Here is a 12,975-nt window from a genome sequence, read left to right on the forward strand (position 1 = left end):
CCCGGTCACCTCGTGACCGGGCCCTTCGCATCGTCGTATTCAGTCGTATCCGGCTATCGCCTACAGGTACGGTCCCCCGGACCGTCCCGCGATGCCGCCGCCGTCCTCTTCCTCCTCGCCGCCGCCCGCACCGGGCGGCAACGCGCGCCGCATCGATTCGAGCTGCGCCCGCGCCGCCATCTGCTGCGCGAAGAGAGCCGTCTGGATCCCGTGGAAGAGCCCTTCGAGCCAGCCCACGAGCTGGGCCTGCGCGATGCGCAGCTCGGCGTCGCTGGGCACTCCTTCGTCGGTGAAGGGCAGGGAGAGACGTTCCAGTTCCTCGACGAGCTCGGGGGCGAGGCCGTCCTCCAGCTCCTTGACCGAACTGGCGTGGATCTCCTTGAGCCGCACTCGGCTCGCCTCGTCGAGAGGTGCCGCCCGCACCTCCTCGAGCAGCTGCTTGATCATGCTGCCGATGCGCATGACCTTCGCCGGTTGCTCGACCATGTCCGTCACCGGGACCTCGCGGGATTCGTCGTCTCCGCCTCCGCCGAGCGCCATTCCGTCCTGTCCGACAACCAGGACCTGGGGGCTCTCGGGCGACCGTTCGTTCCTCGGCATCTCCATGCCGCCATTCTCTCGCACACGTACATCACACATCGGTGGTGCCCCCATTTGCCGCTGATCCACCGTGTACGCGGGGGCCGGTCGTGTTCAGCCGCGGCGCAGTCGCACGGCGAGGAAGCCGAGACCGAGGCCGATCAGGACGAGTCCACTGCCGAGCGGCAGGACGCGCAGGCCGGGGAAGGCGGGTTCGGCGGCGGTTCTGCGGGTGGCGTCGGAGGCGGTGGTCCGCCCGTCCGCCTCGTCAGCCTCGTCCGCATCCTTGTCCGCCTGATCGACGGAGGGCGGCGGCTTGCTGAGCGGTACGGACACCGACGGAGCCGGGGGTGGCGGCGGTACCGGATCCGCACGCCCCGGCCGGGCCCGGCCCTCACCGGGAGCGCTTCCCGCACGGGTCCCGCCGGGGGTGGGATCAGCGGCGTACGACAGGGGCGTGAGGGATGCGAGAGATACGACGGATACGGGCGAGGCGGGTGTGACGGCGAGGAGCACCGTCAGGATCAACAAGGGGCGAAGCCATGGAGTCACCGCACTCACCGCAGACATCGCACTGGCCCCCTCCCGCTACCGGGTCGCCAAGATCAAGAAAGATCACTGGAGCTGCATCAAGCGTCACATAGCGACACAACTCCGGCATCTTGACCGTCTCGGTATCCCGGCAGCGGCAGGGCTTTAGGCCGTGGCCCCGCGTCAGCGGACGAGCAGCACCTTCCCGATGTGCGAGCTCTCCTCCAGTACGCGATGGGCGGCCGCCGCGTCACTCATCGGCACCGTCCGGTCGACGATCGGGCGTACGTGGCCCGCGCCAAGAAGCGGCCACACATGCTCGCGCACCGCCGCGACGATCGTCGCCTTCTCCTCGGCGGGCCGGCCGCGCAGCGAGGTCGCGGTGACTGCGGCGCGCTTGTTCAGGAGCGTGGCGATGTTCAGTTCGCCCTTGACGCCGCCCTGCATGCCGATGATCGCGAGACGGCCGCTGGTCGCGAGGGACTGCACGTTCCGGTCCAGGTACTTGGCGCCCATGTTGTCGAGGATGACGTCCGCGCCCGCCCCGTCCGTGGCGCTCTTGATCTCCTCGACGAAGTCCTGCTCGCGGTAGTTGATGAGGATGTCCGCGCCCAGCTCACGGCAGAAGTCGAGCTTCACCTTGCTGCCCGCCGTGACCGCCACCGTCGCGCCGACGGCCTTCGCCAGCTGGATCGCCATGGTGCCGATGCCGCTGGAGCCGCCGTGCACGAGGAACGTCTCGCCGGGGCGGAGGTGGGAAATCATGAAGACGTTGGACCAGACCGTCGACGTCACCTCGGGCAGCGCCGCCGCCGTGACGAGGTCGACGCCGTCGGGCACGGGCAGCAGCTGACCGGCGGGGACGACGACCTGCTCGGCGTACCCGCCGCCGGCGAGCAGCGCGCACACCTCGTCACCGATCTGCCAGCCGGAGACGCCGGGGCCGATGTCGGTGACGCGGCCCGCGCACTCCAGGCCCGGATAGGGGGACGAGCCGGGCGGGGGGTTGTAGAAGCCCTGGCGCTGAAGCAGGTCGGCGCGGTTCACGGCGCTGGCCACGACATCGACCAGCACCTCACCCTCACCGGGTACGGGATCGGGGACCTCGGCCCATACGAGCGCTTCGGGTCCACCGGCTTCGGGGATCGTGATCGCATGCATGCGGGCGAGGCTACTCTCTGCAGATTCCAGCCGACCCGACTACGTCCGCAGGCCGCCGCGTGGCGGGTTCGAGCGGGCGTCGGGGGCCATGGGCGACGTCGGGGTGGCCCGGACGATGGTGATCAGACGGTCCATCAACTGCAGCTTTCCGACGGCAGGATCGTCGTATCCGAGCACCCGATGCCCGCGCACGACGCTCACAACGAGGTCGTCCGTCTCGCGGACGCCCATCCCCACCTCGGCCTTTATGACCGGCCGCTCCACGAGATCGAGCCCGCTGCCCTGCTGGATCAGGTCCTCCATGACCATGCCCGCGCTGGGGCTGAGCACGGAGAGGCCGAGCAGGCGTCCCGCCGCGCTGGCGCTGGTGATCACCGCGTCGGCGCCGGACTGACGAAGCAGCGGCGCGTTCTCCTCCTCGCGCACCGCGGCCACGATCTTCGCCCCGCGGTTCATCTGCCGGGCGGTCAGCGTGACCAGGACCGCGGTGTCGTCGCGCTGGGTCGCGATGATGATCTGCCGGGCGCGCTGCACCTCGGCACGGAGCAGTACATCGCTGCGCGTCGCGTCGCCGATGACGCCCGCGTAACCCTCCGCGGTGGCGGCATCCACCACCTTCGCGCTCGGGTCGACCACCACGATCTGCTCGGGCTTCAGACCGGTCGCGCACACGGTCTGGATCGCGGAGCGACCCTTGGTACCGAAGCCGACGACGACGGTGTGTTCACGCAAGTTGGACCTCCAGCGGTTCAGACGCCATTCCTCGCGCGTACGTTCCGTGAGCACTTCGAGTGTGGTGCCGACCAGGATGATCAGGAAGAGCACGCGCAGCGGCGTGATCAGGAGAATGTTGCAGAGCCGCGCGCTGTCGCTGTACGGGACGATGTCGCCGTAACCGGTGGTGGAGAGCGTGACGGTGGAGTAGTAGGCGGCGTCGAGGAAGTCGAGCCGGTCGTCCGAGTTGTCGTGGTAGCCGCTGCGGTCGATGTAGACGATGAAAGTCGTCAGGGCGAGCACCGCGAGCGCCATGAGGAGCCGCTTACCGACCTGCAGCAGGGGCCGCTCGACGACCCGACGGGGCAGCTTGATCCGGTGGGTCACCAGATGTTCGTCGGGATGGCGGGCGATGGCGTCGTGTCCGGGAAGTTTCACGTGAAACACTCCCCGGCCGTGCCCGCGCCCGTGTCCGCACCTGGGTCCACGCCCGTGCTCGCGCCCATGCCCATACCCGTGTCCGTGTCCGCTCCTGTCGCTGCTGCTTCCGGCAAGGCCCATGCCCACGGCAGGTCGAGGACCTCCAGCTCCTGGCCCTGTCGCCCGCCACCCGGCGGAACGACCGCGAGCCCGTCGGCCACCGCGATCCCGCGCAGCATGGCCGGGCCGTTGTAATGCAGCGGCACGGCATGATCGGCGCGGAGGGTGACGGGGACGAGCCGCGTGTCGTGCGGGTGCCCGTGCACGTCCTCGCGCAGCACAGCGGTGTACGGCGACGGCGCGAGGCGCCCCGAGAGCATACGCAGCAAGGGCTCGGCCAGGGTCAGCAGGCCGGATACCGCCGCGAGCGGATTGCCGGGCAGGCCGACAAGGTGCTGGTCGGAGCGGATGCGGGCCAGCAGCATGGGGTGCCCGGGGCGCACGGCGACGCCGTCCACGAGGAGTTCGGCACCGATGCGGCGCAGGATGGGGTGGACGTGGTCGACCGGGCCGGAGGCGGTGCCGCCGGTGGTGACGACGAGATCGGCGGTCGAGGTGGTGATCGCCTGATGGAGCGCCTCAGCGTCGTCACCGAGCCTGCGCACAGCGATGACTTCCGCGCCGAGCGAGCGCAGCCAGGGCGGCAGCATCGGCCCGAGCGCGTCGCGGATGAGGCCCTCGTGGGGGAGCCCGTCGGTCAGCAACTCGTCGCCCAGGATCAGCACTTCGGCCCTGGGGCGGGGGACAACGGACAGCTCGTCATACCCGGCGGCTGCCGCGAGGCCGAGCACCGCCGGGGTCACCTGGGTGCCGGACGGCAGGAGCTGATCGCCGGAACGGCACTCCTGACCGCGCGGCCGGATGTCCTGCCCGTGCGTGACGTCACGCCGGGGATGCAGCCGTCCCTTGTCGTCGATGAGTCCGTGCTCGCTGCGGATGACGGCGGTGGCCTCCTGCGGAATCCGCGCCCCGGTCGCGATCCGCATGGCCTCGCCGTCGGAGAGCGGGTCCGGCCGCCCGTGCCCGGCAAGAATCCCCTCGGCCCGGACATCCCAGGGACCTGGCCCGGCGACGACCCAGCCGTCCATCGCGGAGGTGTCGAAGGAGGGCAGATCGGTGAGGGCGACGAGGGGCGCGGCAAGGACGAGACCCAGCGCTTGCCCCAGAGGGACGGCGGTGTGCGTGGCGGGATTGCTCCCGGGGGCACGCCCGGCGGCGATGCGGGCGGCGGGCCATGGGGTGGTGTGACCGGTGGGGTCACTCGAGGCGGGTGCGGTGGGCGCGGTGGGCTCGGCCGGGGCGGGTGCCCCAGCCCCGGACGGAGGTTGGGGCTGGGCTTCGTGCGCCGGGTCACTTGAGTCACCCGAGTCACCCGAGTCACCCTGGGCAGCCGACGCGCACCGAGGCTCGCCGTCACCGACGGACGCACCGCCGGCCCGCCTGCCGGTCCTGCGGTCATGGTCGTCGTTCACCAAAGCGAGAGCCTCGTCGAGCTCGGCGTCCGGCGCGGGCCTCCCACTCATCCGGCGTCCGGCCGCATGTCGTCCCGCGCTTCCTGCCCCGGATCGGGGAGAGCAGCCTGCGGGGCCACGTCAGGCACGGCACCCGGTGGCGTCACGTCGGGCGCGGCATCCGGCTTCTCGCCGGGCACGGCAGTCCCGCCGGGCCCCGCGTCGGAGCCGCCCTCCTCCGCCCACCGCGTGGCCAGCGCCGCCGCCTTGCGGGTGGCTTCGGCCACCGCCTCGGGCCCGCCGCCCTCCGCGGCCCGCGCCGCCGCGTACCCCACCAGGAAGGTGGTCAGCGGAGCCGCAGGCCTGGCCACGCCGTGTGCGGCGTCGCGGGCGAGGTCGAGCAGAAGGCCGGTGTCGACGTCGAGCTCGATGCCCAGTTCGTCCTTGACTGCGGAAATCCATTCATCCAACACGTGCCCATGCTCCCTGATCCGCGCCCGCGCGGCGGCGATGTCGTCCCAGGTGTCGCAGTCGAAGGACGCGAGAGGGTCGGCGACCCTGGTGAGTTCGAGCCTCGCGGTGAGCGATCGCAGCGGAAGCCCCGTCAGGCCGTCGTGCTCGGCGGCGAGCAGCGCCATCTCACGCTTCAGCGAGGCACTGCGGTAGGCAGCGACCAGCGGCTGGTCCCGACCGCCTGGGTCTGTGAGCACCGCACCGTCCGCGCCACTCTCGCGCAGCGCGGCGAGCAGACTCCGGACCGTCCGCTCCTCCAGGAACGGCAGATCGGCGGAGAGCACCGCCACCTGCGCCGCCCCCGTGCGCCGCAGCCCCGCGTCGAGCGCGGCGAGCGGCCCCGCCCCGGCGGGTTCCTCCCTCGCCCACACGACGGGGCGCGCGGTCGGGCGGGGCCCTGCGACGACCACCGTGGTCCCCGCCGCGGAACAGGCGCCGAGCACTCGGTCGAGCAGCGCCCGGCCACCCACCCGCACGCCGGGCTTGTCCGCACCGCCGAGCCGTCTGGCGCCGCCTCCCGCGAGCACGACGGCGTCGTACGGAGCTTCGTACCGATCGTCGGGCGCGGCATCGTTCGAGGCGACGGTGGGAGCGGCGTTCGAGGCATCGATGGGAGCGGCGTTCGAGGCGGCGGATACGGCGCCACCCGGAGCCCTCTGCGCGGTCATCCCCCGAGTATGGGCGCACGAAGGATCAATGCCACCCCTCTGTACGGCGACTCACATCACCGTGCCGTGACTCGCACCGCTGCCCCACACCTCCCCACACCGCACCCCGCGCCACGACGCACCGCTGCCCCACATCGCGCCCCGCGCCTCCCCACACCGAGCCCCGGCCCTCATCCCGCAGCGCCTCTGCTCACCCCCACGCCACAGCCCCGGCCCTCCTCACACCGCCCGCAGCAGCACCGCGGGCTGCTCCACGCAGTCCGCCACGAACCGCAGGAACCCGCCCGCCGTGCCGCCGTCGCACACCCGGTGGTCGAAGGTGAGCGAGAGCTGCACGACGTGCCGCACCGCCAACTCCCCCTGGTGCACCCACGGCTTGGGCACGATCCGGCCCACGCCGAGCATGGCCGCCTCGGGGTGGTTGATGATCGGCGTGGAGCCGTCGACCCCGAACACCCCGTAGTTGTTCAGCGTGAACGTGCCGCCCGTCAGTTGCGCCGGCGTCAGCTTCCCGTCCCGCGCCGCCTCCGTGAGCCGGATCAGCTCGGTGTTGACCTCGTCGGTGGTCCGTGTGTTCGCGGCGCGGACCACGGGGACGACCAGACCGCGGTCGGTCTGCGCGGCGAAGCCGAGGTGCACGTCGGCGAGCTGCACCACCTCGCGCGCTTCCATGTCCACGGTGGAGTTGAGCATCGGATAGCGGGCCAGGGCGGCCACACTGATACGGGCGAACAGCGCGAGCAGCGAGATCTTCTGCCCGCCGCCGCCCGCCTTCACGGCGGAATTCATCGCGGTGCGCGCCGCGAGCAGTTCGGTCGCGTCGGCGTCGACCCAACAGGTGGCCTCCGGTATCTCACGCCTGCTGCGGGACATCTTGTCCGCGACGAGGCCCCTGATGCCGGTCAGCGGATGGCGGACCTCCGCCCCCGCCGAGGTGTCGCGCGCCTCCTCGCTCACGGATGCCACCGGTGCGGGCGCAGGCGTCCGCGCAGCCGCCGCGCCGCCGTTCACGGACGTCAGTTCCGCCGCGATGACCCGCTCCACGTCGACCCGCATGATCAGCCCGTCCGGGCCCGAGCCCGCCAGCTCCCGGAGCTCCACGCCGTTCTCCCGGGCCAGCTTCCGTACGAGGGGCGAGATCACCGGTATCGGGCCGTCCACGGGCGGGAGAGTGCCCCGACCAGCGAGTGTGCCCCGACCAGCGGCCTCGGACAGCCCGGCGGGACTCCGCGGCTGTGAGGGCTTCTCCTGCGCAACGGGCTGCGAGGCGGGCTGCGCAACGGGCTGCCCGCCGGGCTGCGATGCAGGCTTGGGCGCAGGCTTCGGGGCGACCTGTGTGGCAGGCCCCGCCGACCGCACCCTCCTGCGCCGCGCGGGCGCCGCAGCCGTGCCGTACCCGACCAGGACGTTGCCGGAGGACTCCTCGGCGGCAGCCGCCTGCAGGGCCCGCTCCGCCGGCTCTTCCGGAGCCGCGTCCGAGTGGCCGGCCGAAGCGCCGACGGCAACCGTCAGCAGCGCTGCTCCCACCGGCAGTTCCTGACCCTCTTCACCGAAGCGGGCCGTCACCACGCCTCCGTACGGGCAGGGCACCTCGACCATCGCCTTGGCCGTCTCCACCTCGACGACGGGCTGGTCCACGGCGACGACATCGCCGACCTGCACGAGCCAGCGGGTGATCTCCGCCTCCGTGAGCCCCTCACCGAGATCGGGCAGCTTGAACTCAAGCACCTGTGCCATCAGCTGTCCGCCTCCCACTGCAACCGCGCGACCGCGTCCAGGATCCGGTCCACGCCCGGCAGATGGTGCCGCTCGAGCATCGGCGGCGGATACGGGATGTCGAACCCGGCGACGCGCAGGACCGGCGCCTCCAGGTGGTGGAAGCACCGCTCGGTGACGCGGGCCGCGATCTCCCCGCCGGGGCCGCCGAATCCGTTCGACTCGTGCACGACGACCGCGCGCCCGGTCCGCCGTACGGAGGCGGCCACCGTCTCGTCGTCGAAGGGCACCAGGGAGCGCAGGTCGACGACTTCGAGGTCCCACCCCTCGGCGACCGCCGCCTCGGCTGCCTCCATGCAGACGGGCACGGACGGCCCGTACGTGAGGAGGGTGGCGCTGCGCCCGGTGCGCCGCACCACTGCCTTGCCTATGGGTTCAACGGCCTGCGGCGCTTCCGGGTTCCAGTCGGCCTTGGACCAGTAGAGGCGCTTCGGCTCCAGGAAGACGACCGGGTCGTCGGAGGCGATGGAGGCCCGCAGCAGGCCGTAGGCGTCGGCGACCGTGGCGGGCGTGACGACATGGAGCCCCGGAGTCGCCATGTAGTACGCCTCGGAGGAGTCGCTGTGGTGCTCGACGCCGCCGATGCCGCCGCCGTAGGGCACGCGCACCGTGATGGGCAGCGGCATCGCGCCCCGCGTGCGGTTGCGCATCTTCGCCACGTGGGAGATCAGCTGCTCGAAGGCGGGGTAGGCGAACGCGTCGAACTGCATCTCGACGACGGGACGCAGCCCGTACATCGCCATGCCGACGGCCGTCCCCAGGATGCCCGCCTCGGCGAGGGGCGTGTCCGTACAGCGGTCCTCGCCGAACTCCTTGGTGAGCCCGTCGGTGACCCGGAAGACCCCGCCGAGCGCCCCGACGTCCTCTCCGAGGACGTGCACGGACGGGTCCTCAGCCAGGGAGTCACGCAGCGCGCGCCCGAGCGCCTGCGCCATGGTGGCGGGTTTGGCCGCCTTCTTGGCGGCCCGTTCCGCCGCGACCGTGCTCATCGCGTGCTCTCCTCGCCGTCCGCGTCGTTCTCGTCCGCTGCTTCGAGCTCGGCCCGCAACTGGGCCGCCTGCTCGCGCAGCTGGGTGGTCTGCTCGGCGTACACATGGCCGAAGAGGTCCATGGGGTCGAGCTCGGCGTCCTGGTTCATGCGTTCGCGCAGGTCGGCCGCCATGGCCTCGGCGTCGTCGCGGGCTGCCCGCGTCCGCTCCTCGTCGAGGAGACCGCGCTCGGTCAGCTCCCGCTCCAGGAGCAGGATCGGGTCGTGGTCGCGCCAGGCCTCGACCTCGGCGTCCCCGCGGTAGCGCGTGGCGTCATCGGCGTTCGTGTGGGCCTCCATGCGGTACGTCACCGCTTCGACGAGCGTGGGGCCGCCGCCCTCACGTGCGCGGGACACCGCTTCGCTCAGCACCTCGTGCACCGCCGCGGCGTCGTTGCCGTCCACCAGACGTCCCGGCATTCCGTACCCGACGGCCTTGTGGGCCAGGGACGGGGCGGCCGTCTGCTTGTCGAGCGGCACGGAGATCGCGAAGCCGTTGTTCTGCACCAGGAAGACGACGGGCGCCTGCCAGACGGCCGCGAAGTTCAGCGCCTCGTGGAAGTCGCCCTCACTGGTGCCGCCGTCGCCGACCATGGCGAGCGCCACCACGTCGTCTCCCTTCAGGCGGGCGGCGTGCGCGAGCCCCACGGCGTGCGGGAGCTGGGTCGCCAGAGGGGTGCACAAGGGCGCTATGCGGTGCTCGCGCGGGTCGTACCCGGTGTGCCAGTCGCCGCGCAGCAGGGTCAGCGCCTGGACGGGGTCGAGGCCGCGGGCCACCGCGGCGAGCGTGTCCCGGTAGCTGGGGAAGAGCCAGTCCCGCTCCTCCAGGACGAGCGCGGCGGCCACCTCGCACGCCTCCTGACCGGTGCTGGAGGGGTAGACGGCCAGCCTGCCCTGCTTGGTGAGGGCCGTCGCCTGCGTGTTGTACCGCCGGCCGCGCACCAGCTGTGCGTACAGGCGGCCCAGGAGCTCCTCGTCGGCCTTGCCCGCGGCTTCCGTGCCCAGGACGCGGTACGGCTGCGCGTCGGGCAGCAGCGGCGCGGGATCCGTCCTGAGCTGCCATGCGGGTGGCGGGGTGGGCCGGTAGACGCCCCGCTGCTCCATGACCGTCATGTCGGCACCTCCATGTGGAAGCGATCTCCTCGGGGGAGCGGCAATGAGGCGCGACCGTGTGAGGCGCCTCACCTACCGATTGTTCGGTCGTCGGCACATTTTGGCTACAGGCACCTCCAGGCTGTGGACAAACGGTTCTCCACAGCCTGGGATGGATGCAGTACGTCCATGGTAGGGAGGCGGGGGGACATGGCATCTGAACGAATGGCCGACGGGCGGGACGGCGATCGTCCGGAGGGCCGGCCCGGTGATCGTCCGGAAAGCCGGTCCGGCAACCGCCAGGAGGCCCTGCCCCGCCCGCTGGACTCGATCGACCGCGACATCCTGCACATCCTGCACTCGGACGGGCGCGCGTCGATACGGGCCGTGGCCGAGCGCGTCCATGTGTCACGGGCCAACGCGTACGCGCGCATCAACCGGCTCATAGACGACGGTGTGATACGCGGCTTCGGCGCCCGGATAAACCATGAACGCGCAGGTCAGGGCGCCTCCGCATACATCACGCTCAAGATCGTCCAGAACACCTGGCGCACGGTGCGTGAGCACTTGCGCACACTGCCCGGCGCCTCTCACATCGCACTGGTCAGCGGTGACTTCGACGTGCTGCTCCTGGTGCACACGCCGGACAACCGCGCGCTGCGCGAGCTGGTCCTCACCCGGCTGCAGTCCATCCCCGAAGTGCTCAGCACGCGTACGTTGCTGGTCTTCGAGGAGGACGACCTCGATCCGGAGAGCTGACCCGTCAGCTCCCGCTGCGCAGTCCGGCGAAGGCCATCTGGACGACGGCGTCGGCCACCTGCTCGCCCGACGAGGCACCGCGGGCGTCCGGCCGGTACCACTCCACGATGGAGTTGATCATGCCGAAGAGCAGCCGGGTGGCCAGGCGCAGTTCGACGTCCGAGCGCAGATCGCCGTCGGCGACGGCCTCCTTGAGCAGATCGGCCACCTGCTGGTCGAACTCCCTGCGCCGCTCCATGGCCCACCGCTCGGTGTCCGTGTTGCCGCGCACGCGCAGCAGCAGCGTCACGTAGGGCAGTTCGGCGATCAGCACCTCGACGGTGCGCCGCGTGACGTGCTCGAGGCGCTGCACGGCGGTGCCCACGCGCGCGTGCTCCTCGGCGAGGATCCCGAAGAGCCCGTCGAGCGCGCGGCTCACCGCGCGGCGCAGCAGCTCCTCCTTGCCCGTCACGTGGTGGTAGATCGAAGACTTGGAGATACCGGCCGCCTTGGAGAGGTGCTCCATGGAGGTGCCGTCGTAACCGCGATCGTTGAAGACCCGGACCGCCACCGTCAGGAGGGTCTCCGGGGTGTACGTGTCGCGCCTGGTGGTGGTCATGCGGTGAGGTCCTCTCGCGCTGCCGCGCGGCGCAGCCCCTGAGAGGGCGCGTAGCGGCCGGTGGGGTACTCCAGGTGCAGGCGGTCCAGGGTGTCAATGGCCCAGTGCGCGCCGAGCTCCTCGCCCCACGCGATCGGTCCGCGCGGGTAGTTGACGCCCAGGCGCATCGCCGTGTCGATGTCCTCCTGGCCTGCGACACCGCGCGCGACGGCGTCCCGGGCGAAGTCGACGAGCATGGCGACGGTACGGGCCACGATCATCCCCGGCACATCGGCGATGACGCTGACCTGCTTGCCGAGCGCCTGGAAGAGGCCCACGGCTTCCTGGAGCTGGTCCTCGCCCACCGTGACGGCGGGCGCCAGGGCGATCCTGGTCGCGGAGCGGTAGTCGAGCGCGAGATCGAAGTGGATCACCGAAGTGTCGGCGTCCTGCGCGGCGGCACCGTCGGCCAGGAACAGCCGCACGCCGCTGGGCAGTTCGATCCAGCCCGCGTAGTCGGGGTCGATGGGCTCCTTGTGCGCGACGTCGATCCCGGCGTCACGGATCAGCCCGACGAGGGCGTCAGCCTGGAACAGCTCCCCGTGCACCGCGACAGACGCGGGGGCCGGTGCGGGCTCCGCCGTGTGGGGCTCGGGGCGCGATGCGTCCTCCCCGTAGGCGTACCAGCCCTGCCCGGACTTGCGGCCGAGGCGGCGTGATTCGACGAGGCGGCGCTGGGCCAGTGACGGCGTGAACTTGGGGTCCTGGAAGAAGGACTCCCACACGGAGCGGGTGACGGCCTCGTTCACGTCCTGGCCGATGAGGTCGGTCAGCTCGAAGGGGCCCATCTTGAAGCCGCCGGATTCGCGCAGGACGGCGTCGATGGTGGCCGGGTCGGCGGCCCGCTCCTCGTGGAGGCGCAGCGCCTCGGCGTAGAAGGGTCGGGCTATCCGGTTGACGATGAAGCCGGGGGTGTCCGCGCTGCGCACCGGCGTCTTGCCCCAGGCCCGCGCCGTCTCGTACGCGCGCGTGGCGGCCGATTCGTCGGTCGCGAAGCCGCTGACGACCTCGACGAGAGGGAGGAGCGGAGCGGGGTTGAAGAAGTGCAGGCCGACGAACCGGCCGGGCTTCCCGAGCGTGCCCGCGATGGCGGTGACGGAGAGGGAGGACGTGTTGGTGGCGAGAAGGCAGTCCTCGCCGACGATCCCTTCCAGCTCTTCGAAGAGGCGCTGTTTGACGGGCAGTTGTTCCAGGATCGCCTCGATGACGAGTCCGCACCCTGCCAGCTCGGCGAGGCTGTCGACCGGCGTGAGCCCGGCTCCCGCGGCGGACCGGTCGTCGGCCGTGAGCCTGCCCTTCTCGACGAGCCGGTCAAGGCGGGCGCCGATCGCGGCGGCCGCGTTCTTCGCCTGCCCCTCCACGGCGTCGTACAGCCGCACGGGGTGGCCCGCCAGCAGGGCGACCTGGGCGATGCCCTGCCCCATGGTGCCGGTGCCGACCACGGCAACGGGGCTGCTGAGCTCGAGTGCTGTCATGCTCGCGATCCTCCCGCACGAGATGTCCGCCGGAAGGCGCGGGGTGTCCGGCGAGAAGTTGTCCACAGGTTCGGCGGACCCCCTTGTCCCGACCGATCGTTCGGTTACTCTA

12 protein-coding genes are annotated in these 12,975 nt (G+C 71.5%); 1 reads left to right on the forward strand and 11 read right to left on the reverse strand.

What is annotated here, in order from left to right; translation table 11 throughout:
• Positions 1 to 60 precede the first annotated feature (60 nt).
• The 9 genes from ACWFR3_RS35810 to pdhA form a co-directional block, all read right to left on the reverse strand.
• Positions 61 to 606 carry a bacterial proteasome activator family protein gene (locus ACWFR3_RS35810; protein ID WP_453738868.1) on the reverse strand — a complete coding sequence of 182 codons (546 nt, stop codon included), beginning with the start codon at positions 604 to 606 and terminating at the stop codon, positions 61 to 63.
• Positions 607 to 693: 87 nt separating this feature from the next.
• Positions 694 to 915, reverse strand: a complete 222-nt coding sequence (locus tag ACWFR3_RS35815; RefSeq protein WP_453738869.1) for a hypothetical protein — start codon at positions 913 to 915, stop codon at positions 694 to 696.
• A gap of 378 nt (positions 916 to 1,293) precedes the next feature.
• Positions 1,294 to 2,271, reverse strand: a complete 978-nt coding sequence (locus ACWFR3_RS35820) for an NAD(P)H-quinone oxidoreductase (protein WP_453738870.1) — start codon at positions 2,269 to 2,271, stop codon at positions 1,294 to 1,296.
• Positions 2,272 to 2,310: 39 nt separating this feature from the next.
• Positions 2,311 to 3,432 carry a potassium channel family protein gene (locus ACWFR3_RS35825; protein WP_453738871.1) on the reverse strand — a complete coding sequence of 374 codons (1,122 nt, stop codon included), beginning with the start codon at positions 3,430 to 3,432 and terminating at the stop codon, positions 2,311 to 2,313.
• A complete protein-coding gene (locus ACWFR3_RS35830) occupies positions 3,420 to 4,988 on the reverse strand; it encodes a molybdopterin molybdotransferase MoeA (RefSeq protein WP_453738872.1) in 1,569 nt (522 codons plus the stop codon). The genes ACWFR3_RS35825 and ACWFR3_RS35830 overlap by 13 nt, the downstream gene beginning before the upstream one ends.
• Complete coding sequence (locus ACWFR3_RS35835) at positions 4,985 to 6,097, reverse strand: NTP transferase domain-containing protein (RefSeq protein WP_453738873.1); 1,113 nt, start codon at positions 6,095 to 6,097, stop codon at positions 4,985 to 4,987. Before ACWFR3_RS35835 ends, ACWFR3_RS35830 begins: the two co-directional genes overlap by 4 nt.
• Positions 6,098 to 6,316: 219 nt before the next feature.
• On the reverse strand, positions 6,317 to 7,834 hold the full coding sequence (locus ACWFR3_RS35840) for a 2-oxo acid dehydrogenase subunit E2 (protein ID WP_453738874.1): 1,518 nt from the start codon (positions 7,832 to 7,834) through the stop codon (positions 6,317 to 6,319).
• Positions 7,834 to 8,862 carry an alpha-ketoacid dehydrogenase subunit beta gene (locus tag ACWFR3_RS35845; RefSeq protein WP_453738875.1) on the reverse strand — a complete coding sequence of 343 codons (1,029 nt, stop codon included), beginning with the start codon at positions 8,860 to 8,862 and terminating at the stop codon, positions 7,834 to 7,836. The genes ACWFR3_RS35840 and ACWFR3_RS35845 overlap by 1 nt, the downstream gene beginning before the upstream one ends.
• The gene (gene pdhA, locus ACWFR3_RS35850; protein ID WP_453738876.1) at positions 8,859 to 10,013 is read right to left on the reverse strand and encodes a pyruvate dehydrogenase (acetyl-transferring) E1 component subunit alpha; all 1,155 of its coding nucleotides are present in this window, start codon (positions 10,011 to 10,013) and stop codon (positions 8,859 to 8,861) included. The genes ACWFR3_RS35845 and pdhA overlap by 4 nt, the downstream gene beginning before the upstream one ends.
• A gap of 189 nt (positions 10,014 to 10,202) precedes the next feature.
• Here pdhA and ACWFR3_RS35855 point away from each other — a divergent pair, with 189 nt between their 5' ends.
• Positions 10,203 to 10,751 (forward strand): Lrp/AsnC family transcriptional regulator, encoded by a 549-nt coding sequence (locus tag ACWFR3_RS35855; RefSeq protein WP_453738877.1) that lies wholly within the window; start codon positions 10,203 to 10,205, stop codon positions 10,749 to 10,751.
• 4 nt (positions 10,752 to 10,755) lie between these two features.
• On the opposite strand, the gene ACWFR3_RS35860 is transcribed toward ACWFR3_RS35855, so the two are convergent.
• Both ACWFR3_RS35860 and ACWFR3_RS35865 read right to left on the reverse strand, forming a co-directional pair.
• The gene (locus ACWFR3_RS35860; protein ID WP_453738878.1) at positions 10,756 to 11,349 is read right to left on the reverse strand and encodes a TetR/AcrR family transcriptional regulator; all 594 of its coding nucleotides are present in this window, start codon (positions 11,347 to 11,349) and stop codon (positions 10,756 to 10,758) included.
• Complete coding sequence (locus tag ACWFR3_RS35865) at positions 11,346 to 12,863, reverse strand: 3-hydroxyacyl-CoA dehydrogenase (protein ID WP_453738879.1); 1,518 nt, start codon at positions 12,861 to 12,863, stop codon at positions 11,346 to 11,348. The genes ACWFR3_RS35860 and ACWFR3_RS35865 overlap by 4 nt, the downstream gene beginning before the upstream one ends.
• Positions 12,864 to 12,975: the final 112 nt, after the last annotated feature.

The organism is Streptomyces sp. NPDC055189, assembly GCF_053606765.1.